Genomic DNA, 23,749 nt, shown 5'->3' with positions numbered 1-23,749 from the left:
TTTATTTTTTCTGTTTAATAAAAATCAATGCCATTCATTTTCATGTCGGAATTCACCCGTCATGATTTCTTTGATGGCATCTTCAATACCTGCACCTTGGTAGATGACCTTGTAGATGGCTTGAGTAATAGGCATGTAAACGCCCAATTCCTGTGCCAATTCATAGGCTGCTTTAGTTGTTGAAATACCTTCAATCACCATCCCCATATTGCGTTCTACATCTTCGAGTTTTTCACCGCGACCGAGCTGATCTCCAGCTCTCCAGTTGCGGGAGTGGACAGATGTACCGGTAACAATTAAATCACCAACACCAGAAAGACCGCTGTAAGTCAGAGGATTTGCGCCCATAGCAACGCCTAGACGTGTGATTTCTGTCAAACCGCGAGCGATAATAGCTGCCTTGGCATTATCACCATAACCAAGTCCGTGTAAAGCGCCGGCACCGACAGCAATAATATTTTTAAGGGCACCTGCTGTTTCTACGCCGATGACATCATTATTTGTGTAAAGTCGGAAGTAGTGGTTGCTGAAAAGATTTTGGACGTAGCTGGCTGTTTCCAAGTCTTTTGAAGCTGCAGAAATCAAGGTCAAATCACGGACGATAGTCTCTTCTGCATGACTTGGCCCTGAAACCACGACGATTTCAGAACGGAGTTCAGCAGGAATTTCTTCCTCCAGTACCTCAGACAAGCGCTTGTGACTATCAGGCTCTAAGCCTTTTGAAGCGTGCATGACAACTACCTTGTGTTTGAGAGCTTGTGCGACTTGCTTGGCAACTAGGCGTGTTACCTTGGTTGGCACAACGAAAAGAACCGCGTCAACACCGTCCAAGGCTTCACTCAAATCCTTATATCCTTTGATGTTTTCATCTAGGATAACATCCTTGAAATAGCGCTTATTTGTATGTTCTTTATTGATTTCGTCGATTTGTTCAGGGACATTTCCCCAAATACGGACAGTATGACCGTTGTCGTTGAGAACTTGTCCTAGGGCGGTGCCCCATGAACCGGGTCCCAAGATGGCAATGGTTTGTTTGGTCATAAAAAATCCTTTCTAGTTGGTGTAATTTAGATATATTATACCATAATTGATACATAAAATCTTATATAATTTATACGGTATATATATTATGGGTTTTAAGTGCGTAATGATGCTGAAATAACAAAATATTTTCAGAAAAGAGCAAACGAAATAATTGACAATAGTTCTTAAGAGAACTATAATAGTTCTCATGGTAATTATTTTCGTAGAAAGGAGCTGTCATGGGACATACTATTGCAGATTTTCGGAACTTGCTCAATCAGATTGAACAAATTAGTGAAACCATTGCAAAAGAATACGATGTGGAGCACTTGGCTGGTCCACAGGGCTGGGCCTTGCGCTTCATTGCGGAACGGTCGGAAGCCGAAACCTTTGTAAAAGATATAGAAGCGGAATTAAAGATTTCCAAATCGGTTGCCAGCAATCTGGTCAAGAGAATGGAGAAAAATGGCTTTATCCAAGTCCTTCCCTCTAAGGTTGACAAACGCTTCAAACAGCTGGTTTTGACAGAGAAGGGACAAGGGAAGATATGTCACCTGAAAGCTTTTCATGAAGAAATGCACCATTCACTTTTTTGGGGCATTCAAAAAGAGGACTTTGACTTGGTTAAACAGGTGGGCAATCAATTAAAAGTAAATATTCAACGCTATAAGGAGAAGAATCATGTTTAAAGAAGCCATTTTACGTTATAAATGGTACGCCTTGGCATCGGTCTTGCTGACGTCAATTGTCGTAGCAACGACCTTGATGCAACCTAGTTATTTGCAGGATGTTTTGACAGCAGTCTTGGCCAATGACAAGGATGAAATTGTTCGTGTGGGCAAATTACTGCTGATTATTGCTGGAATTGGTCTTTTGGCAGGGCTTGTCAATACCATTGCTGCAGCAAAAATTTCACAAGGGGTATCTGCAGATATTCGTGAGAAGACCTTTCGGAAGATCCAAAGCTTCTCTTATGCTAATATCGAAGAGTTTAACGCAGGGAACCTGGTTGTTCGGATGACTAACGATGTCAATCAAATCCAGAACCTTGTCATGATGCTCTTTACAGTGTTGATGCGGGTTCCATTGCTGTTTGTCGGAGCCTTTATCATGGCAGTGCGGACCATGCCAGAACTCTGGTGGATGATTATTCTCATGGTGGTCTTGATTATGGCTATTATGGCAGTTGTCATGGGGCAAATGGGACCACGTTTTGGGAAATTCCAGTCCCTCATGGACAAGATGAACAGTATTGCTAAGGAAAACCTCCGTGGGATTCGTGTGGTTAAGTCTTTTGTACAGGAAAAAAATCAGTATGCCAAGTTCAAGAAAGTATCCAATGAACTCTTGGACCTCAACCTCTTTATCGGCTATGGTTTTGCTATCTTGCAACCCTTGATGATGTTTATCTCTTACATGGCGATTTTTGCATCGCTCTACTTGGTGTCCGGGATGTTGGAAACCAACTTGGAGGCAGTCGGTGGCTTTACTTCCTTTATGAGTTACCTCATGCAAATCATGTTTGCCATTATCATGACTAGCTTCATGGGGATGCAGGCTTCACGTGCTGCTATTTCTATTAAGCGGATCAGCGAGGTCTTGGATACAGAACCTGCTATGACCTTCAAGGATGTGGCGGATGAAGAATTGACTGGTAAGATTGTTTTTGACAATGTTAGCTTTACCTATCCACACGATACGGAGCCGACTTTGAAAAATATCTCATTTGAGATTGAGCCAGGTCAAATGGTCGGTGTGGTTGGTGCAACAGGTGCGGGTAAATCCACTCTTGCTCAACTGATTCCGCGTTTGTTTGACCCGCAAGAAGGAACGGTGTCCATCGGTGGTCGGGACTTGAAAGAAGTCAGCAAGAACACCCTGCGTGATACGGTATCGATTGTCTTGCAAAAGGCTATTCTCTTCTCGGGAACCATTGCGGACAACCTGCGTCAAGGGGCACCTGGTGCTGATTTGCAACGCTTGGAGCGGGCCGCAGGTATTGCCCAAGCCAAAGAATTTATCGACCGCTTGGATGATACCTATGAGAGCCAAGTAGAAGAACGTGGAAATAACTTCTCTGGTGGCCAGAAGCAGCGGATGTCCATTGCTCGTGGGGTGATTGGTGAGCCTAAGGTTTTGGTCTTGGATGACTCGACTTCTGCCCTGGATGCCAAGTCTGAGAAACTGGTCCAAGAGGCTCTCAACCATGATTTGAAGGGGACAACCACTGTCATCGTTGCCCAGAAGATTTCTTCTGTTGTCAAAGCTGATAAGATTTTGGTTCTTGACGAAGGCCGTCTAATTGGACAAGGAACTCACGCTGAGTTGGTAGCGACGAACGATGTTTACCGTGAAATCTACGAAACACAGAAAGGGAGGGAGGAATAGATGAAGACGTTACGTTTTTTCTGGTTTTATTTTAAACGCTATAAACTGTCCTTTGCTGTGATTTTTCTAGCCATTGTGGCAGCGACCTACCTGCAGGTTAAGACACCTGTTTTCCTTGGAAATGCCATTGCGGAGATGGGGAAAATCGGGCAGGCTTACTTTATGGCCAATCAAGCTGGTCAGGCTGACTTTCAGCCAGACATGGCTGATTTTAACGGGGTTATGCTCAATCTTTTCTTTGCCTATGCGGCGACGGTTGTGGCTTCCTTGATTTACACTCTCCTCTTCACGCGTATCGTGGCTCATTCGACCAACCGTATGCGTAAGGGCTTGTTTGGCAAACTGGAACGCTTGACAGTTGCCTTCTTTGATAGCCACAAGGACGGGGATATACTTTCTCGCTTTACCAGTGATTTGGACAATATCCAAAACGCTTTCAACCAGTCCTTGACCCAAGTGGTGACCAACATCGCTCTTTATGTTGGTATGGTCATCATGATGTTCCGTCAGGATACTCGCTTGGCCTTGGTGACCATTGCTTCTACGCCAGTTGCCTTGATTGCCTTGGTCGTTATCATCCGCCTATCACGGAAATATACGGATAAGCAACAGGCTGCGGTGTCTAAACTCAATGCCTACATGGACGAGAAAATTTCTGGACAAAAAGCGATTATTGTACAAGGTGTGCAGGAAGAGACAATTGATGGTTTCTTGGAGCTCAATGAAGAAGTTCGTCGCACAACTTTCAAGGGACGCTTGTTTGGTGGGATTCTCTTCCCATTTATGAATGGTATGAGTTTGGTCAATACGGCCATTGTTATCTTTGCAGGTTCCAGCATTGTTCTCAATGACAGCTCACTGGAAACAGCTGCCGCACTTGGTCTGGTGGTGACTTTTGTTCAATACTCGCAACAGTATTACCAGCCAATCATGCAGGTTGCTGCCAGCTGGGCAGAATTGCAGCTAGCTTTCACAGGAGCTCATCGTATTCAGGAAATGTTTGATGAGCCTGAGGAAGTTCGTCCTCAAAACGCTCCGCTATTTACCGAATTAAAAGAAGGTGTTGAAATTAAGGACATCGACTTTGGCTACTTGCCAGGTCAGAAGGTCTTGGACAAGGTGTCTATCTCTGCTCCTAAGGGTAAGATGGTGGCGGTCGTTGGTCCGACGGGATCTGGTAAGACTACCATTATGAACTTGATTAACCGCTTCTACGATGTCAATGGTGGTAGTGTGGCCTTTGATGGTCGCGATATTCGGGAATATGATTTGGATAGCTTGCGGAATAAGGTCGGTATCGTCTTGCAGGAGTCGGTGTTATTCTCGGGTACTATTGCGGACAATATTCGCTTTGGTGATGAAAGCATTTCGCAGGAAATGGTGGAAACCGCAGCTCGTGCCACCCATATCCACGACTTCATCATGAGCTTGCCAGAGGGCTATGAAACCTTTGTGACCGATGATGAGAATGTCTTCTCAACAGGTCAGAAACAGTTGATTTCCATTGCCCGTACGCTTTTGACAGACCCACAAGTCTTGATTTTGGACGAAGCAACCTCAAACGTTGATACCGTAACGGAGGCCAAAATTCAAAAGGCTATGGAGGCCATTATCGCAGGACGGACTAGCTTCGTCATTGCCCACCGCCTCAAAACCATTCTCAATGCGGATGAAATCATCGTCCTCAAGGATGGAAAGGTTATCGAGCAAGGCAACCACAGCCAACTTCTCAAACTAAATGGCTTCTACGCCGAACTTTACCACAACCAGTTTGTGTTTGAATAAAGTTGAAAACCCCAGCCACTAGGTTGGAGTTTTGCTTTTAGCCTGCGAATAAATTATAATAGAGAGCGTATGTATTATGCATGAAGAAATTGAAGGGAAACTACTATGAAAATCCGTGGATTCGAACTGGTCAGCCAGTTTACTGATGAAAACTTATTGCCAAAACGTGAGACCGCTCATGCAGCAGGTTATGACCTGAAAGCTGCAGAAACTGTCAGCTTGGAGCCAGGCGAGATTAAGCTGGTGCCGACAGGTGTAAAGGCCTATATGCAGGCAAACGAAGTCCTCTATCTCTACGACCGCTCGTCCAATCCTCGCAAGAAGGGTCTGGTCCTGATTAACTCGGTTGGGGTTATCGACGGGGACTACTACGGCAATCCAGCCAACGAAGGCCACATCTTTGCCCAGATGCGAAACATCACAGAGGAAACCGTCGTGGTGGAAGCTGGTGAGCGGATTGTGCAGGCTGTTTTTGCCCCCTTCCTCTTGGCTGACGGTGATCAGGCCGACGGCGTTCGGACGGGCGGATTTGGATCGACAGGGAAATAGACTACTATGCAGATTCTCTTTGTGCGGCATTCCGAACCCGACTACAGTATGTTTGACCAGCATGATAATCCTCGGCTGTATGCAGGTTTTGGACGGGATTTGGCTCCTTTAACTGAAAAGGGGCGGACTTTAGCTCAGGAAATTGCTAGTAATCCTATCTTTTCCCAAGCTCAAGTAGTCGTCGCTTCAAGCGTCACACGGGCCTTGGAAACTGCGACCTACATTGCTCATGCCCAGCAACTACCTCTTATGGTCGAGCCCTTTTTTCATGAATGGCGACCAGATATGACGGGGCAAAATGCCAGTCAAGACGAGGCTGTCTTAGCTCATCGATTATTTTTGGAAAATAGCGGAGCGGTGCCTGAGTCTTCACCTGTTCGCTATGAGACTGCTGCGGAGATGAGAGAGCGATTTTTACAGGCCCTTGGAAAATACAAAGCCTATGACCGAATCGTTATCGTCTGTCACGGTATGCTGATACGCCAGTTTGTTCCCAAAGAAACTATAGCCTACTGCGAAATCCTAGAATACACTCTATAGGAGGAAATGACCATCGCTAAGAAAAAAACAACCTTTGTCTGTCAATCCTGCGAGTACCACTCGCCCAAGTACCTGGGTCGTTGCCCCAACTGTGGCTCCTGGTCTAGCTTTGTCGAGGAAGTGGAAGTCGCTGAAGTCAAGAACGAGCGGGTCAGCCTGACAGGTGAGAAGACCCGTCCCATGAAACTCAATGAAGTGTCATCCATTCAAGTGGCTCGCACTAAGACTAACATGGAGGAGTTCAACCGCGTCCTCGGTGGCGGTGTGGTACCGGGGAGTCTAGTTCTCATTGGCGGCGATCCAGGGATTGGCAAGTCCACCTTGCTCCTGCAAGTATCCACTCAGCTGTCTACCATTGGCACCGTCCTCTATGTGTCGGGGGAAGAGTCTGCCCAGCAGATTAAGTTGCGAGCGGAACGCTTGGGCGACATTGACAGCGAGTTCTATCTCTATGCAGAGACCAATATGCAGAGCATTCGGACCGAGATTGAGAAAATCAAGCCAGATTTCCTGATTATCGACTCTATCCAGACCATTATGAGTCCTGACATCTCCAGCGTGCAAGGCTCTGTCAGTCAGGTACGTGAAGTGACCAATGAGCTCATGCAGATTGCCAAGACCAACAATATCGCAACCTTTATCGTCGGCCACATGACCAAGGAAGGAACCTTGGCTGGACCGCGGACCTTGGAGCACATGGTAGACACCGTTCTCTATTTTGAAGGCGAGCGGCAGCACACCTTCCGTATCTTGCGGGCGGTCAAAAATCGCTTCGGCTCCACCAATGAAATCGGCATTTTTGAAATGCAGTCGCAGGGCTTGGTCGAAGTCCTCAATCCAAGTGAGGTCTTTCTGGAAGAGCGTCTGGACGGAGCGACTGGCTCGGCTATTGTCGTGACCATGGAGGGTACCCGCCCAATCCTTGCGGAAGTGCAGGCTCTGGTGACGCCGACTATGTTTGGCAATGCCAAGCGGACCACGACAGGACTGGATTTCAACCGTGCTAGCTTGATTATGGCGGTTTTGGAAAAACGGGCAGGCCTGCTGCTCCAAAACCAAGACGCCTACCTCAAATCAGCAGGCGGTGTCAAACTGGATGAGCCAGCTATTGACCTGGCAGTCGCAGTTGCCCTTGCTTCCAGTTACAAGGACAAGCCAACCAACCCACAAGAGTGCTTTATGGGCGAAATCGGTCTGACAGGGGAAATCCGCCGCGTCAATCGTATTGAACAACGGATTAACGAAGCCGCCAAATTGGGCTTTACCAAGGTTTATGCCCCCAAAAATTCCCTGACAGGTATCAAGGTGCCCAAGGAAATCACCGTTATCGGCGTGACCACCATTGGCGAAGTCTTGCAGAAAGTATTCAACTGATGAAATCATTCGGGAGTTACAGCTAGTCGCTCCTCTTTTTGCGACAAATAGTCGGGAATGTGATAAGCTAGGTCTAACCTATTTCTGAAAATTTCAGAAATTCTCATCAGACAAGGAGGTCCTATGTCTTATTTTCAAAACTTTATGAAGGCCAACAAGGCCTATGTTGACCTGCATGGTGATTACCATTTGCCTCTTCGTCCAAAGACCAAGGTGGCTATCGTGACCTGTATGGACTCACGGCTTCACGTGGCGCAGGCCTTAGGCTTGGCTCTGGGGGATGCTCACATTCTGCGGAATGCGGGTGGGCGCGTGACAGAAGACATGATTCGCTCGCTAGTCATTTCCCAGCAGCAGCTCGGTACATGGGAAATCGTTGTCCTCCACCATACAGACTGCGGTGCACAGACCTTTACCAATGAAGAATTTGCAGTCCAACTCAAGCGAGATTTGGGAGTGGATGTGGCTGGTCAGGACTTTCTTCCTTTTACAGACATTGAAGAAAGCGTGCGGGAGGATATTGCTCTCTTGAAACAATCTCCGCTCATACCTGACGACGTTGAAATTTCTGGTGCGGTTTATGATGTGGATACGGGTCGTATAACAGAAGTTATATAGGAATGCTCAGGAAGTTCGGTTTTTCCTGTAAATTTTATCTGAATGACCGGGAAATCCTTGACAAGTTTTTTTGAATGAGATAAAATTGTATTATCACAACAGAACAAATGAAGAGATAAATGATACTTGGTTTATTTTAGCTTGTTCTAGGTTTATTATGGCTATCCTGTGGTTAACAGGACCTTTCGTAAAAAATAGGAGTCAACTATGTCAGACAATCGGATGAAATATACTATCGATAGTAATATGCAGTTTCCTTTGGTGGAAATCGCCTTGGAAGCTGGTGAATCAGCTTATATTCAACAGGGGAGCATGGTCTACCATACGCCGAGTGTGACCTTGAATACCAAGCTCAATGCGCGTGGTGGTTCAGGTTTTGGTAAATTGATGGGGGCCATCGGTCGGTCAATGGTATCAGGCGAATCTATGTTTATCACGCAAGCCATTTCCAATAGTGACGATGGAAAAATTGCACTTGCGCCTTCAACGCCAGGTCAGGTTATTGCCTTGGAACTTGGTGCAGAGCAATATCGACTAAATGATGGTGCCTTCCTTGCCCTTGACGGTTCTGCCCAGTATAAAATGGAACGCCAGAGTGTTGGGAAAGCTTTCTTTGGTGGTCAGGGTGGACTCTTTGTGATGACTACAGAGGGCCATGGCACACTTTTGGCGAATGCGTTTGGTTCTATTAAGAAGCTAACTTTGGATGGTGGAAGTATCACCATTGACAATGCTCATGTGGTTGCTTGGAGTCGTGATTTGGACTACAATATCCATATGGAAAATGGTTTCCTCCAATCTATCGGTACAGGTGAAGGAATCGTTAATACCTTTACTGGTTATGGAGAAATCTATGTACAGAGTTTGAACATTGAGACCTTTGCTCAGGTCATTGGCAATCATATTGTCGGTGCAGGTGGTGATGGTGGTGGTGGAAGCACATCGTTGCTGGATGCGATTTTTTAAGAAGAAAAACTCTGCAATTTTCAAAATCATATAATAAAAATAAAGTCCCTCGCGTAATGCAAGGGACTTTTCTTAGTTTATTTCTACCACTTACCTGTCTAATTTTGCCACTTACTGAAATGCCCTTGTAATTGGATGTCGAACTGGTATAATAGAGCTATCAAAAAGGAGGGAGCTATGAAAGTTAGGATTGAATTTGATGACAGCTTAGATCAGGTTGAAGTTGTTATCCGAACCAGCCAGCTGGGACCAGAGATTGAACAGATTCAGCAAGCTTTGCAACAAGTTAGTCGTCCCTCGCTTGTTTTTTACAAGGGGAGCAGCGAGTATTTTCTTTCATTGGGGGACATACTTTTCTTTGAAACGGATGGAACCAAGATTTTTGCTCATACAGGCGATGATGCCTACGAGGTTAAGATGAAACTCTATGAACTTGAGGAGCATTTGCCCATCTACTTTTGTAGGGTAGCTAAGTCAACCATTGTCAATAGCAAGTTAGTCTATTCGCTAAATAAGTCCTTCTCGGGCACCAGTCGGATTTCCTTCTATAAGACTCACAAGGAAGTCCACGTGTCGCGGCATTATTATCATTTATTAAAAGAAAAGTTACAGGAAATGAGGTAGGAAGATGAAACGTTTATTAATTGGAGCTGCAGTTATAGGACTGGCGGTTTTGGTCTTGTTGAGGGAGTCATTGGGTTTGCATTTGGCAATGCCCTTTTGGACCACTGTCTGGTTTGTATTAACCTTTGTGACAGGTTTTCACCGCTTGGTAAAGTTGGATTGGCTTGCCAGTATCTTTTGTTTCGGCCTAGCTTTTATAGCTGCCAACTCTGTCTATGAATGGGTGGAGTTTGGGACTTGGAACATGTTTCTGTCGCTTGTCTTACTCTGTCTTGGCTTGAAACTAATTTTTAAACCAAGGAAGCGCAGACTGGCTCATGGAGTTGTCACAGGGGTGATTGGCGATAAGGGACGCGATACAGCTTTTGGTTCCTCGACTCGATACATCCATGAGGAAAATTTTATCCATGATAGTGTGGATGTAGCCTTTGGATCTAGTACAGTCTATTTTGATCAGGCGGTGATTCTGGGTAATAAGGCAGATTTTCATATCGATGCGGCCTTCTCAAATATCACACTCTATCTGCCTGCTGACTGGCAAGCGGTTGTAGAGTTGGATAGCGCCATGTCAACAACTAACAACTACGCATCTGAGCCAAAAGAAAAGATTCTCTTGGTGACGGGTGATATGGCATTTTCTACATTAAATATTTACTCTATGTAAAAGAATAATCGCAGAGGAAGGTCTATCCAGGCTCCTCTGTAGGACAAAAAATCAGAATATTCTGAAAATTAATCAAAAGAAAGGGATTATCATGAAAAAGATTTTGAAAAATGCTACTTACCTATGGGTACTGACTGCGGATATGTTGTCCAATTTTGGCGATGTGGTCTATTATCTGGCATTGATGAACTATGTTTTACTGGTGCCCAACAGTCGTCTGGCTCTGGCGATCGTGACCTTCTCGGAAATCTTCCCTAGCTTTATGGGGCTCTTTACGGGCTATCTAGCAGACAAGACGGTCAATAAAATCAGCACCATCAAGCTGACCTTACTCTTTCGTGTCCTTCTCTACCTCATCCTCGGATTCTGCATGGGCTTTGAGCCAGCCCTCTGGATTGTCGTAGTGGCAGCTAGCTTCAATGTCTTTGCAGACTTCGCTGGCTTCTATGAAAACGGCCTCTATACACCTCTGGGATTACGCGTAGCGCCCAAAGAAGAGCGGGAGCAGTACTCGGCCTTTCGCCAGACCGTGACCAGCCTCCTCAACATCGCCTTTCAGGCCCTCTCTGCCCTCTTGGTCGGCCTCCTCTCCTACCAAAACCTGGCCTTTCTCAACGCCGGCACCTTTTTAGCCTCCCTTCTCATCATGCAGCTGCTGACGCCAGCCTTTCGCAAACTCCTGACGGAGCAGCCTTTGAAAATAGCGGAGCAGCCGAACCAGACTGAGCCAAAAACCAAGGGACCAGGCATTCTAGCTTCTTTCAAGCAAGCAATCGTGGAGCTGCGCAAGATACCCGAGTTCCGCCTGGTCCTGATTACCAACCCTCTTATCAACGCCTGTGGAGCGATTCTCTATCCTATTCTGGTCCTGCTGATTAGCGAAGACCCAGGCCTCGTCTTCCTCAATGTTGAAACAACCCTTGCCCTGACCATTCTGATCTTCTTTATCGGACATATTCTGGGCTCGACCTTAGTCTTTACCCTTTTCAAAAATACCAGCATGGTGACGCTGGAAGTGGCAGCCACTTTCTCTCTTCTTGGCGTTTTTGTCGGAATGTTGCTTCATCAACTGCCAATTATTTTCTTCTTCCTTACTACAATGGGAATTAGTTCTGGAGCTAGTGGACCTAAGTTTAACGCTAAGTTTGTCAATTCTATGCCAGAGGAGCAGTTGGCGACCATTGGCGGAGCGGTATCAACCTATTTTATGCTAGGTCAAGCCTTTACTCGACTGTTGGTTTCGGGTTTGGTCTTAATCTTGACTGTCAATCAGATTAGCGGACTTTTCCTAGCTGCAACTGGTTTGTTAGTCCTCTATGTCTTCTACTGGCTGGCACGTAACCAAAAAACACCTCAAAATCAGTCTGTTTAGACTGATTTTTCTGTTTTCTTATGCATATCTATGCTATAATGTTCTTGATTGAAATTTTACAGGAGAGAAACATGACTAAACCAATTCGTGTGCGTTACGCACCAAGTCCAACGGGACTTTTGCATATCGGAAATGCCCGTACAGCATTGTTTAACTATCTTTTTGCCCGTCATCATGGCGGTACTTTCCTCATTCGTATCGAGGATACAGACCGCAAGCGCCATGTGGAAGACGGCGAGCGTTCTCAACTTGAAAACCTGCGTTGGTTGGGTATTGACTGGGATGAGAGTCCAGAAACCCATGAGAACTACCGTCAGTCTGAGCGTTTGGATATTTACCAAAAGTATGTTGATCAGCTCTTGGCAGAAGGCAAGGCCTACAAGTCTTATGTGACCGAAGAAGAGTTGGCGGCGGAGCGTGAGCGTCAGGAAGCTGCGGGCGAAACACCTCGCTACATCAACGAATACCTTGGTATGTCTGAGGATGAAAAAACTGCCTACATCGCAGAGCGTGAGGCGGCTGGCATTGTCCCAACGGTCCGCTTGGCTGTCAACGAAGCTGGTATCTACAAGTGGAACGACATGGTTAAGGGTGAGATCGAGTTTGAAGGTGGCAACATCGGTGGTGACTGGGTTATCCAGAAACGTGACGGCTACCCAACCTACAACTTTGCCGTGGTCATTGATGATTATCTCATGAAAATCTCGCACGTTATCCGTGGGGATGACCACATTGCCAACACACCCAAGCAGCTCATGGTCTATGAAGCACTTGGTTGGGAAGCGCCAGAATTTGGTCACATGACGCTTATTATCAATTCTGAAACAGGTAAAAAGTTGTCTAAACGTGATACTAACACCCTTCAGTTCATCGAAGATTACCGCCGTAAAGGTTACATGCCTGAGGCTGTCTTCAACTTTATCGGTCTTTTGGGTTGGAACCCGGGTGGTGAAGAGGAAATCTTCTCTCGTGAGCAATTTATCCAACTCTTCGATGAGAACCGTCTCAGCAAGTCACCCGCTGCCTTTGACCAGAAGAAAATGGACTGGATGAGCAATGAGTACATCAAAAATGCTGATTTAGAAACTATTTTCAACCTTGCTAAGCCATTCTTGGAAGAAGCGGGGCGTTTGACAGACAAGGCAGAAAAATTGGTGGAACTTTACAAGCCACAGATGTCATCTGCGGATGAAATCGTTGGTTTGACAGACCTTTTCTTCTCTGATTTCCCAGAATTGACTGCGGAAGAAAAAGAAGTCATGGCAGGCGAAACGGTTCCAACTGTTCTCAACGCCCTCAAGGAAAAATTGGAAGCCATGACGGACGAAGATTTCCAACCAGATAACATCTTCCCACAAATCAAGGCTGTTCAAAAAGAAACAGGCATCAAGGGCAAAAACCTCTTCATGCCAATCCGTATCGCTGTTTCAGGCGAAATGCATGGACCTGAGTTGCCAAATACTATTTACCTGCTCGGCCGTGAAAAATCCATCCAGCATATTGACAATATGTTGAAGAGTTTGTAATGAAATAATCCCCACTGTCATATGGCGGTGGGGATTTGTCATAGTTTGAAGCTATAACACCTGGATTGAAAACGATATAACCAGTTTTTGAAAATCCATGGTATGATAGAATAATCACAAGAATTTAGGAGAGTTTATGGAAAATCATAATTTTGAAAATCAAGGGACCTTTAACCGCGAGATGAACAGTCGTCATTTGCAGATGTTGTCCATCGGCGGGGTTATCGGGACAGGATTGTTTTTGAGTTCAGGCTATACCATTGCACAGGCTGGTCCATTTGGAGCTGTTGCAGCCTATCTTTTCGGAGCTGTTATGGTCTATTTGGTTATGTTTTCTTTGGGTGAGCTTTCGGTAGCCATGCCAGTCACAGGTTCTTTTCATACCTATGCGACCAAGTTTATCAGTCCTGGAACAGGATTTATGGTGGCCTGGATGTATTGGCTTTGTTGGGTAGTCGCTCTAGCTTCTCAGTTCGTTGGAGCAGCACAGCTTATGCAACGCTGGTTTCCTAGTGTACCGATTTGGATTTTTGCGACGATTTTTGCAGTTATTGTCTTTGGGCTAAATACCCTTTCTGTTGGTTGGTTTGCCAAGGCGGAGGATGCACTCTCGTCTATCAAGGTCTATGCCATAGCAGCCTTTATTGTGCTTGGGACTTTAGCTATTTTTGGTATTTTGCCATTTGAGGGAACCAATGCTGCGCCGCTCTTTACTAATATTACAGCCCAAGGTTTACTTCCTAACGGCCTAGTTGGGTTGATTTCAGTTATGCTGTCGGTTAACTATGCCTTTTCAGGTGTGGAAATGATCGGAATTGCCGCTGGAGAGACTGACAATCCTAAGAAAGCCGTGCCACAAGCCATCAAGTCAACAATCGGTCTCTTGGTCATCTTCTTCGTCTTGACCATTGTAGTCTTGGCAGCCCTACTTCCTATGTCAGAAGCAGGTGTGACAGAAGCGCCATTCGTACTTGTATTGGATAAAATCGGTTTTCCTTACGCTGCAGATATTATGAACTTTATTATCTTGACGGCTATTTTATCGGCCTCTACATCAGGGCTATACGCTTCAAGCCGTATGCTTTGGTCTTTGGCAAATGAAGGCATGATTAGCAAGGAATTGGTAAAAATTAATAAACACGGTGTTCCAATGCGTGGCATGATCTTGTCCATGATTGGTGTTGTGATTGCCTTGGTTGCGTCAATTTATGCAGAAGATACTATCTTCCTTGCTCTGGTTTCCATTGCTGGTTTTGCAGTTGTGATTGCTTGGTTGGCCATTCCATTGGCACAAATCGGTTTCCGACGTGAATTTTTGAAGAATCATAGCGAAGATGAATTGGAATACAAGACACCCTTCTCACCAACCTTGCCGTGGATTACGGTTGTTTTGTTGGTTATTTCCATCATCGGAATCGGTTGGGATCCTTCTCAGCGTGCCGGTCTTTACTTTGGTGTGCCATTCATGATTGGCTGCTATATTTATCACTACATCCGCTTCAAGAAGTGGTAAGGAGAAACTAGTATGGGTCGTTTTAAAGAACTATTAGAACAAAAGGAATACATCATTTTACACGGTGCTCTTGGGACGGAATTGGAATTTCGAGGTCATGATGTATCAGGTAAGCTCTGGTCAGCCAAGTATCTTTTGGAGAATCCCCAGTATATCAAGGATATCCACAAGGATTATATTCGTGCCGGAGCAGACTTGGTCACGACTTCAACCTATCAGGCAACCTTTGAAGGATTAGCAGAAGTTGGTTTGTCACAAGCAGAGGCTGAAGAACTCATTCGCTTGACCGTTGATTTGGCCAAGGAAGCGCGTGATGAGGTTTGGGCAGAATTGTCTGAAGCTGAAAAAGTACAACGAACCTATCCTCTCATCTCAGGTGACGTGGGTCCCTACGCAGCCTATTTGGCGAACGGTGCTGAATATACAGGCGATTATGGCAACATTAGTCTGTCAGAATTAAAAGATTTCCACCGTCGCAGAATTGAACTCCTCTTAGAACAGGAGGCTGAACTCTTAGCCTTGGAAACCATCCCAAATGTTCTTGAAGCACAAGCCTTAGTAGAGTTGCTGGCAGAGGATTTTCCAGAGGCTGAAGCCTATATTAGTTTCACCTCACAAGACGGTCAGTCGATTTCTGACGGAACGTCTATTGAAAAAATAGCAGAGCTGGTCAACAGCAGTGAGCAGATTTTGGCGGTTGGTCTTAACTGTACGGCTCCCTCGCTCTATCCAGCCTTTCTCAGTCAGTTGAGAGAAAAAACGGATAAACCATTTGTCACCTATCCGAATTCTGGGGAAGTCTATGATGGAGCCACTCAAACTTGGAAGGAAAAGGCAGACGACAGCCATTCTCTTCTGGACAACACACTTGAATGGCACGAACTGGGTGCCAAGGTAGTTGGAGGTTGTTGCCGAACCCGACCAGCCGATATTGCTGACCTAGTTGCAGGTTTGAAATAAAAGGAGCCCCGCTGTCCTGTGACGGCGGGGATTTGTCTGTTAGGGGAATTTAGCTTTCTAAAAACAGCCTCTCCACATAGTCTTTCTGCCTTGGAATGACTAGCTCTGTTTCCAGGAAATCTTTCAAATTTTCTTGTTGCACCCAGATATAATTGCTGGTTTCGTTGGCTTGGAGTTGGATAGCAACTTTGTCCCAGTCGGTTTCAGCCCAGTAGCAGTGGAAAATGCACTGGTCGTCATGGGCAACAAAGTGTTTATGGTGGCGTAGTTGGTCAGCTGTCAGCTCAATGCCTGTCTCTTCGCGGACTTCGCGCAAAATGGCCTGCTCTGCTATTTCTCCAAACAAAGCCGAACCTCCTGCTGTCGCTTCATAATAGTCAGGGTAGGAGGGTTTGGTGCTGTCGCGTTTCATGAAGAGGGTGCTGCCGTCGTGGTGGCGGATGATGCACTCGACGACTAGGTGGTAGAGGCCGTCGGGAATGGATTCTCCGCGTGTGAGGGTGTGGTCGGTCAAGTGACCGTCGGCTGTGTAGGCATTCCAGATTTCCATAGCTTGCTCCTTTTCTATCCTTCTATTATAGCATAGGAAGTTTTCCTGTGAGCTTGTACGGACAAGTGTGTGGTATAATGGGCAGACGAAAGAAAAGGAGAAATTTATGCAACCTATTATTCCTCATCTCTGGTATGATACAGAGGCAAAAGAAGCGGTGGCTTTTTATGTGGACCTCTTTGGTGGCAATGTTGACTGGACCTACACGATTACGGATACGCCTTCTGGTGATTCGGATTTGATTCAGTTTCAACTGGGGGATATGACCTTGGCGGCTATTAGTGCGGGTCCATACTTTACGCTCAATGAGTCCATGTCCCTTATGGTCAATGTAGCCGACAAGGATGAAGTGACACGTTTGTACCAAGCCTTGTCAGAAGGCGGTCGTATTCTCATGCCTTTGGGAGAATATCCTTTCAGCCCTTACTATGTCTGGTTGGAAGACCGCTTTGGTCTGTCTTGGCAACTGTCTTATGCACCGGACTTGGACAAGCCTTATCAGTTTGACATCTGCCTGCTCTTCTCGCAGGAACAGGTCGGTTTGGCCCAGCCTATGTTGGACTACTACAAGGACAAGCTCCCTCAGGCTAGTGTCGGTCAACTTTCCTACTACGGTGAAGGGGAGGCTGCTGTTGAGGCTGCCAAACTGAATTATGCGGAACTTCTTGTCGCTGGACAGAAAATGATTGTTATGGACCACGGCTACGGTGGCGTGGCTTCTTTCAACGAAGCCTTCTCATTCATGGTCTATGTAGACAGTCAGGAAGAAGCGGAGAGCTGGTATGAAAAAGTGTCGGCAGTTCCAGAAGCGGAGATTTGCGGTTGGGCCAAGGACCAGTTTGGGATTTCTTGGCAGATCGTGCCGCGTATTTTGATGGAAGCATACGATACGGCTAACCCAGAAAAGGTCAAGGCAGTCAATGCGGCTGTGATGACCATGAAACGTTTGGACATTGCGGCTATTCAAGCATTGCTAAACTAGCAGATGATAACGGAGACTGTTCTGCAGTTTCCGTTTTTGGGTTGAGGAAAGGTTGATTTACAGGAATTTTGATATAATGGAAAAAAGTGTACGAAAGGAATGTGTATGAAAGCAACAGAACGACGTAAGAAAATCCTATCCCTTTTACGAGAAAGCCCCTATCCCCTTGCAGCTAATTATCTGGCGAAAGAATTTGGAGTGAGTCGACAAGTAATTGTTGGAGATGTAGCCTTGCTTCGTGCGGAGGGAGAAGCTGTCTTGGCAACTCCGAGAGGGTACTTACTCCAATCTTCTTTGCCATCTACTGAAGGAGCCTACATTCGAAAGATAGCTTGTCAACATGGTCCAGAAGAGGTAGAAAAAGAATTGACAATCTTGCTAGAGGGTGGAGCTCAAATACTAGATGTTGAAATTGAGCATCCCATTTACGGCTTATTATCAGGCAAGCTGAATATTGCAAGTTTAGAAGATAGGGATCATTTTTTGGATGCCTTAGGTCAATACCAAGGTGTGTTACTGAGTAATTTAACAGAAGGAGTTCATACACATACAGTCTCTTTCCCATCTGTGCAAGCCTATAATGAACTTTCAGCAGCTTTAAAACATGCAGGTATTTTACTAGAAAATTAATAAATCTTACAGGCGTCTTGACACCTGTAAGGTTTTGTTTTATAATCAAACCAATAGAAAGAGAGGTGCCTAATGTCCCAATTAACACTATCATCTAAAAATTCAGTTAAGCAGCTATCAATTAGTGCAATTTTAACCGCATTTGCCATTTTAATACCTTTAATGATGCCGATTAAAATCATTATTGGCCCAGCATCCTATACACTTGCTAGTCACATTCCTTTGTTTATAGCCATGTTTATTTCACCAGCTACTGCTATTTTTGTTGCTTTAGGTTCTAGTTTAGGCTTTTTCCTCGCCGGTTTTCCAATCGTTATTGTATTTCGGGCGCTTACGCACCTGTTCTTCCTTACCTTAGGTGCGGTCTTGGTCAAGCGTTTTCCGATTCTCATGGATTCTAAGCGCTTTTTACTATTAGGAATTGGGCTTAATCTCCTGCATGGTCTAGGAGAATATATTGTGGTGATGGTGCTTACTTCGGGGCAACAAACTTCTGCTACCTACTGGATAACGATGCTTGGCTTGGTGGGTGTTGGCTCGGCTATTCATGGATTGCTTGATTTTAGTTTAGCTTATTATTTCTGGAAAATTTTAAAAGAACGGAAAATTTATCAACCATAATCAGTTATGATGAGGAATATATTTTAGAAGCTGGAGAATATTCTCTAGCTTTTTTTGGAAATTTTTCTGGAAATGTACGATATTTATTCATTTTTTAAGAAAATTTGCATAAATATGTTGCAAAAAAGTATAAATATACACTATAATAGTCACTAAGTTTTATTTGCTAATATATATAGAAATGAGAAAGTTTATGACAAAAGAAAAATTAATTTTGGCCTATTCTGGTGGACTTGATACTTCAGTTGCGATTGCTTGGTTGAAGAAAGACTATGATGTCATTGCGGTTTGTATGGATGTTGGTGAAGGGAAAAATCTCGAATTTATTCATGACAAGGCCCTTTCCATCGGTGCAATTGAATCGCATGTTTTGGATGTGAAAGAAGAATTTGCTCAAGAATACGTTTTGCCTGCCCTACAAGCCCATGCCTACTATGAGCAAAAATATCCGCTGGTATCGGCTCTCAGCCGTCCCTTGATTTCCAAAAAGTTGGTGGAAATGGCTCATAAGACAGGAGCAACCACTATCGCCCACGGCTGTACTGGTAAGGGAAATGACCAGGTGCGGTTTGAGGTAGCCATTGCAGCCCTGGATCCAAGCTTGAAAGTCGTGGCTCCTGTCCGTGAATGGAAGTGGGCGCGTGAAGAAGAAATCATCTTCGCCAAGGAAAATGGTGTTCCAGTTCCTGCCGATCTGGACAGTCCTTACTCAGTCGACCAAAACCTCTGGGGTCGTGCCAATGAGTGTGGTGTCTTGGAAAATCCATGGAATGAAGCGCCAGAAGATACTTTTGGCATCACTACTTCTCCAGAAAATGCACCAGATACTCCCGAGTATGTCGATATTGAGTTTAAAGCAGGTATTCCTGTTGCTGTAAATGGTGAAAAGTTAAGTCTTGCTAATCTCATTCAAAGACTCAATGTCATTGCTGGTAAACATGGTGTGGGTCGGATTGACCACGTGGAAAATCGTTTAGTCGGAATCAAGTCACGGGAAATTTACGAGTGCCCAGGAGCTATTACCCTTCTGACAGCCCACAAGGAAATTGAAGATTTGACCCTGGTACGGGAAGTATCGCATTTCAAACCGATTGTTTCAAATGAACTCTCTAACTTGATTTACAATGGTTTGTGGTTCAATCCAGCAACAGATGCCTTGAAGGCCTATCTTGCTCAGACCCAGGCAGTTGTTAATGGCACCGCAAAAGTGAAATTGTATAAGGGGTCAGCCAAAGTAGTTGCTCGGAAATCTCCAAATTCCCTTTATGACGAAGATTTGGCAACCTATACCAGTGCAGATACCTTTGATCAAGATGCGGCAGTCGGTTTCATCAAGCTTTGGGGATTGCCAACCAAGGTCAATGCGGAAATTCATAAAAAGAGCTAGAAAGTAGGAGCCTATGGAAGCAAAGAAATTATGGGGAGGTCGCTTTGAAGCCAGTCTTGAGGAATGGGTTGAAGAATTCGGAGCCTCCATTCGCTTTGACCAAAAATTGGCCAAGTATGATATTCAAGGCTCACTGGCCCATGTCAAGATGCTGGGGCAAACTAGGATTATCTCTCAAGCTGAGGCTCAGGTCATTCAAGCTGGTCTGGAAGAATTGCTAGAGGAGTATGAGGCTGGCAAGCTGGTATTTGATATTCGAAACGAAGACATTCACATGAATATTGAAAGTCTATTGACGGAGAAAATAGGCTCAGTTGCAGGCAAACTCCATACAGCTCGTTCTCGTAACGACCAAGTGGCTACGGATATGCACCTTTATTTGAAGGATACACTCTTTCAAGTTGTAGACAAATTGACCAACCTACGTCAGATTTTAGTAGACCTTGCACAGGAGCATGTGGAAACAATCATGCCCGGCTATACCCACTTGCAACATGCCCAGCCCATTAGTTTTGCTCAGCACTTGTTAGCCTATTACAACATGTTCAGCCGAGACAGTGAGCGCTTTGCATTCAACATGCAGCATACAAATGTATCCCCACTTGGTGCGGCGGCCTTGGCAGGGACGACCTTTCCGATTGACCGTCAGATGACGTCTGATTTGATGGGATTTGCCAAGCCCTATAGTAATTCTCTTGATGCTGTGTCTGACCGTGATTTTATCTTGGAATTTCTGTCAAATGCCAGTATCCTCATGATGCACATGTCGCGTTTGTGTGAAGAAATCATTAACTGGTGTTCATATGAATACCAATTTGTCACCCTATCCGATACCTTTTCAACAGGTTCTTCCATCATGCCTCAGAAGAAAAATCCAGATATGGCTGAGCTGATTCGGGGGAAAACAGGTAGAGTTTATGGGAACTTAGTTGGCCTACTGACAGTCATGAAATCCCTGCCTTTAACCTATAATAAAGACTTACAGGAAGACAAGGAAGGCATGTTTGACACGGCAGAAACAGTTTTGATTTCAATTGATATTTTGGCGGGTATGCTGAAAACGATGACGGTTCATAAGGAAAGGATGGCTCAATCGACAGAGAAGGACTTTTCAAATGCTACAGAGTTGGCTGATTATTTGGCTAGTAAAGGTCTGCCCTTCCGCCAAGCGCATGAGATTGTTGGAAAACTGGTCTTGGAGTGTAGCAAGGCAGGACACTATCTCCAGGATGTATCATTTGAGACCTATCAGGCTATTTCGCCTCTTATTCAAGCAGATATTTATGATGCCTTGTCCTCCAAAGTTGCTGTTAGTCGTAGAAATTCCCTTGGCGGGACAGGTTTTGAATCGATTGCAGACCAGTTGAAAAGTGCCAAAGAGGAAATTCAGAACGCAAAAAGCCTATAAACGGTATGTTTATTGGCTTTTTTGAATTTTGTGGTATAATAGAAGTAATTTTGAAAGATGGAGTGGCAGTTTGAAAAAAAGCTATCGTGTCAAGCGTGAACGAGATTTTAATGACATTTTTACAAAAGGAAACAATGTCGCCAATCGGAGGTTTGTTGTCTACCGATTACCTAAAGAGCAAAAGCATTTCCGAGTAGGTTTATCTGTCAGCAAAAAATTGGGAAACGCTGTCATGCGAAATAAGATTAAGCGCAGGATTCGTCACATCTTAATTGAATGCCAACATCAACTGGTAGCAGATGACTTTGTTATCATTGCTCGAAAAGGTGTAGAGGAATTGTCCTATCAAGAAATGAAGCAAAACCTCATCCATGTTTTGAAACTAGCTAAACTATACCAGGAAGGTGTTGTGATTGAAAAAGAAAGTTAAATGGGCAGGTCTACTGGTAGCATCTCTAATTGTTTTAACAGCCTGCGGAACAGGGCCAGTGACCAGTCAATCTACAGATGCGTGGGATAGATTAATTTACTGGTTTGCCAGCATTATTCAGTTCCTATCTATCAACGGTCAAATTGGAATCGGTATTATACTTTTTACCATTTTAATTCGAACCCTTCTGTTGCCGTTGTTCCAAATACAGATGAATTCCTCACGGAAGATGCAGGAGCTTCAACCTCAGCTGAAAAAGTTGCAAGCGGAGTATCCAGGAACGGATATGGAAAGTCGCCAGCAGCTTTATGAAGCAACGCAAGCTCTCTACAAAGAGAATGGCGTCAGCATGAGAGCGTCCATGATTCCGCTCTTTATTCAAATGCCAATCCTTTTGGCCCTCTTTCAAGCTCTGACACGTGTTGAAGCCTTGAAAGTAGGTCACTTCCTTTGGTTAAATCTTGGGGAGCCGGATCCGTTCTTTATTTTGCCGATTCTAGCTGCAGTGTTTACATTCCTCAGCTCATGGTTGACCAATAAATCAGCAATTGAGAAGAATATGGCTATGACAATTATGACCTATGTCATGCCCGTGATGATCTTTTTCTTTGCTGTGGCAGCTGCTAGTGGGGTGGCTTTGTATTGGACAGTGTCAAATGCCTATCAGGTTGCTCAAACCTTGGTGTTCAATAATCCGTTTAAAATAATAGCAGAGCGTCAAGCGAAAATTGATGCTGAAAAAGAGCGTCAGGCAAAAATCCGACGGGCACAGAAAAAAGCACAGAAAAAGAAATAGGAAAACTAGGAGAGAGAAGATGAAATTTACAGGAGCAAGTGTTGAAGAGGCCATCCAGAATGGCTTGGTAGAGCTGAATATTCCTCGAAAAAAAGCACATATTACTGTGGTTGCGCGTGAGAAAAAAGGTTTCCTTGGTTTCGGTAAAAAGCCAGCGATTGTGGATATTGATGTCATCAATGAAACAACGGTTGTTAAGGCTAATCAGAAAGCAGTTCGTGGCGTTCCAAGTGAAATTAATGACCTCAATGAACCAGTAAAAAGCGTTTCAGAGGCTACGATTGACCTAGGAAAAGTTGTTGCAGCGGTGAAAGAATTTGAAAAGTCTGGTCAAACGCTTGATGATGATATTAAAGCGCAGATCTTGAAAAATGAAAAAGAAGCGACAACGATTTTGGAAGAAACAGGTCGGATTGAAATTCTTTCAGAGGATTTACTAACTACTACAGATGCAACAACATCTGCTAAGGAAGACGTAAATCAAGAAGTCATCTCAGAAAATCAAGCAGATAATTTTGCTGATTTAGATATTAAGATTGAGCCCCAGTATGATATTGAACAAGTTGTTTCGGAAGTGACAGCTTATGTACAAGAAATTCTGGATGATATGGATGTTGAGGCGCGTATTGATACAAGTCATAATCGCCGTACAATCAATATTCAAGTGGATACCAATGAACCAGGTCGTGTTATCGGTTATCACGGAAAAGTTTTGAAAGCCTTGCAACTTTTGGCTCAGAACTTCTTATACAACCGTTATGAGCGTAATTTCTATATCACAATCAATGTGAATGATTATGTAGAACACCGCGCAGAGGTTCTTCAAGGCTACGCACAAAAATTGGCAGAACGTGTTTTGGCAGAGCAGGAAGCCTACCATACAGATCCGATGTCAAGTAGCGAACGTAAAATTATCCACCGCATTATCTCTAAAATGGATGGTTTGACAAGTTATTCAGAAGGTAGCGAGCCGAACCGATATGTCGTTGTAGATATTGAAGGAAATCATGATTAAAAAGAGGCTAGTCCTCTTTTTTCAATGA

At 44.7% G+C, this 23,749-nt stretch carries 24 protein-coding genes; 22 read left to right on the top strand and 2 right to left on the bottom strand.

All coding sequences use genetic code 11. The features are described from left to right. Positions 1-24 precede the first annotated feature (24 nt). Positions 25-1,041 (bottom strand): NAD(P)H-dependent glycerol-3-phosphate dehydrogenase, encoded by a 1,017-nt coding sequence (locus tag YYK_RS09020; RefSeq protein ID WP_012027922.1) that lies wholly within the window; start codon positions 1,039-1,041, stop codon positions 25-27. A gap of 221 nt (positions 1,042-1,262) precedes the next feature. On the opposite strand from YYK_RS09020, the gene YYK_RS09015 reads away from it, so the two are divergent. From YYK_RS09015 to mmuM, 14 genes are all read left to right on the top strand, one after another. After that, positions 1,263-1,712 (top strand): MarR family winged helix-turn-helix transcriptional regulator, encoded by a 450-nt coding sequence (locus YYK_RS09015; protein ID WP_012027921.1) that lies wholly within the window; start codon positions 1,263-1,265, stop codon positions 1,710-1,712. After that, positions 1,705-3,411, top strand: a complete 1,707-nt coding sequence (locus YYK_RS09010) for an ABC transporter ATP-binding protein (RefSeq protein WP_012028548.1) — start codon at positions 1,705-1,707, stop codon at positions 3,409-3,411. Before YYK_RS09015 ends, YYK_RS09010 begins: the two co-directional genes overlap by 8 nt. Continuing rightward, the gene (locus YYK_RS09005; protein WP_012028547.1) at positions 3,412-5,196 is read left to right on the top strand and encodes an ABC transporter ATP-binding protein; all 1,785 of its coding nucleotides are present in this window, start codon (positions 3,412-3,414) and stop codon (positions 5,194-5,196) included. 105 nt (positions 5,197-5,301) lie between these two features. Further along, positions 5,302-5,745, top strand: a complete 444-nt coding sequence (locus YYK_RS09000) for a dUTP diphosphatase (protein WP_002939955.1) — start codon at positions 5,302-5,304, stop codon at positions 5,743-5,745. A gap of 6 nt (positions 5,746-5,751) precedes the next feature. Next, entirely contained in the window at positions 5,752-6,285 is a 534-nt protein-coding gene (locus YYK_RS08995; RefSeq protein WP_012028546.1) for a histidine phosphatase family protein, read from the top strand. Between the two features lie 6 nt (positions 6,286-6,291). After that, positions 6,292-7,659 carry a DNA repair protein RadA gene (radA, locus tag YYK_RS08990; protein WP_012027916.1) on the top strand — a complete coding sequence of 456 codons (1,368 nt, stop codon included), beginning with the start codon at positions 6,292-6,294 and terminating at the stop codon, positions 7,657-7,659. A 123-nt stretch (positions 7,660-7,782) separates the two neighbouring features. Next, positions 7,783-8,277 (top strand): beta-class carbonic anhydrase, encoded by a 495-nt coding sequence (locus YYK_RS08985; RefSeq protein WP_012027915.1) that lies wholly within the window; start codon positions 7,783-7,785, stop codon positions 8,275-8,277. Positions 8,278-8,484: 207 nt separating this feature from the next. Continuing rightward, a complete protein-coding gene (locus YYK_RS08980; protein WP_002939965.1) occupies positions 8,485-9,243 on the top strand; it encodes a TIGR00266 family protein in 759 nt (252 codons plus the stop codon). Positions 9,244-9,420: 177 nt separating this feature from the next. Beyond that, entirely contained in the window at positions 9,421-9,867 is a 447-nt protein-coding gene (locus tag YYK_RS08975) for a LytTR family DNA-binding domain-containing protein (RefSeq protein WP_012775372.1), read from the top strand. A 4-nt stretch (positions 9,868-9,871) separates the two neighbouring features. Beyond that, positions 9,872-10,531, top strand: a complete 660-nt coding sequence (locus YYK_RS08970; protein ID WP_012028544.1) for a LiaF transmembrane domain-containing protein — start codon at positions 9,872-9,874, stop codon at positions 10,529-10,531. Between the two features lie 91 nt (positions 10,532-10,622). Next, complete coding sequence (locus YYK_RS08965) at positions 10,623-11,903, top strand: MFS transporter (RefSeq protein WP_012027911.1); 1,281 nt, start codon at positions 10,623-10,625, stop codon at positions 11,901-11,903. Between the two features lie 71 nt (positions 11,904-11,974). Further along, positions 11,975-13,429, top strand: coding sequence for a glutamate--tRNA ligase (gltX, locus tag YYK_RS08960; protein WP_014917323.1), 1,455 nt, complete (start codon positions 11,975-11,977; stop codon positions 13,427-13,429). Positions 13,430-13,565: 136 nt separating this feature from the next. Continuing rightward, entirely contained in the window at positions 13,566-14,942 is a 1,377-nt protein-coding gene (locus YYK_RS08955) for an amino acid permease (RefSeq protein ID WP_012028540.1), read from the top strand. Between the two features lie 12 nt (positions 14,943-14,954). Then, positions 14,955-15,902, top strand: coding sequence for a homocysteine S-methyltransferase (gene mmuM, locus YYK_RS08950; RefSeq protein WP_012775454.1), 948 nt, complete (start codon positions 14,955-14,957; stop codon positions 15,900-15,902). 49 nt (positions 15,903-15,951) lie between these two features. Here mmuM and YYK_RS08945 read toward each other — a convergent pair whose 3' ends face one another. Next, entirely contained in the window at positions 15,952-16,452 is a 501-nt protein-coding gene (locus YYK_RS08945; RefSeq protein WP_012027905.1) for an NUDIX hydrolase, read from the bottom strand. Between the two features lie 106 nt (positions 16,453-16,558). Between YYK_RS08945 and YYK_RS08940 the strand changes: the two genes are divergently transcribed. The 8 genes from YYK_RS08940 (at position 16,559) to jag (ending at position 23,721) form a co-directional block, all read left to right on the top strand. Continuing rightward, positions 16,559-17,434 (top strand): VOC family protein, encoded by an 876-nt coding sequence (locus YYK_RS08940; protein WP_012775370.1) that lies wholly within the window; start codon positions 16,559-16,561, stop codon positions 17,432-17,434. A gap of 105 nt (positions 17,435-17,539) precedes the next feature. Beyond that, positions 17,540-18,064: a transcription repressor NadR gene (locus tag YYK_RS08935; protein ID WP_012775369.1), complete on the top strand. Its 525-nt coding sequence runs from the start codon at positions 17,540-17,542 to the stop codon at positions 18,062-18,064. A 72-nt stretch (positions 18,065-18,136) separates the two neighbouring features. Further along, on the top strand, positions 18,137-18,685 hold the full coding sequence (locus tag YYK_RS08930) for a hypothetical protein (RefSeq protein ID WP_012775368.1): 549 nt from the start codon (positions 18,137-18,139) through the stop codon (positions 18,683-18,685). Positions 18,686-18,878: 193 nt separating this feature from the next. Beyond that, positions 18,879-20,072, top strand: a complete 1,194-nt coding sequence (locus tag YYK_RS08925; protein WP_012028537.1) for an argininosuccinate synthase — start codon at positions 18,879-18,881, stop codon at positions 20,070-20,072. A 13-nt stretch (positions 20,073-20,085) separates the two neighbouring features. Beyond that, complete coding sequence (argH, locus tag YYK_RS08920; RefSeq protein WP_012027899.1) at positions 20,086-21,480, top strand: argininosuccinate lyase; 1,395 nt, start codon at positions 20,086-20,088, stop codon at positions 21,478-21,480. A gap of 70 nt (positions 21,481-21,550) precedes the next feature. Beyond that, positions 21,551-21,910: a ribonuclease P protein component gene (gene rnpA / locus YYK_RS08915; RefSeq protein ID WP_004194560.1), complete on the top strand. Its 360-nt coding sequence runs from the start codon at positions 21,551-21,553 to the stop codon at positions 21,908-21,910. Continuing rightward, positions 21,894-22,706 carry a YidC/Oxa1 family membrane protein insertase gene (locus tag YYK_RS08910; RefSeq protein WP_012027897.1) on the top strand — a complete coding sequence of 271 codons (813 nt, stop codon included), beginning with the start codon at positions 21,894-21,896 and terminating at the stop codon, positions 22,704-22,706. Before rnpA ends, YYK_RS08910 begins: the two co-directional genes overlap by 17 nt. A gap of 19 nt (positions 22,707-22,725) precedes the next feature. Next, positions 22,726-23,721: an RNA-binding cell elongation regulator Jag/EloR gene (gene jag, locus YYK_RS08905; protein WP_012775367.1), complete on the top strand. Its 996-nt coding sequence runs from the start codon at positions 22,726-22,728 to the stop codon at positions 23,719-23,721. Positions 23,722-23,749 lie beyond the last annotated feature (28 nt).

The sequence above is a fragment of the Streptococcus suis S735 genome, assembly GCF_000294495.1.
Taxonomy (GTDB): domain Bacteria; phylum Bacillota; class Bacilli; order Lactobacillales; family Streptococcaceae; genus Streptococcus; species Streptococcus suis.
The sequence above is the reverse complement of the archived record's forward strand: the minus strand, read 5'-3'. Positions and strand labels throughout refer to the sequence as shown.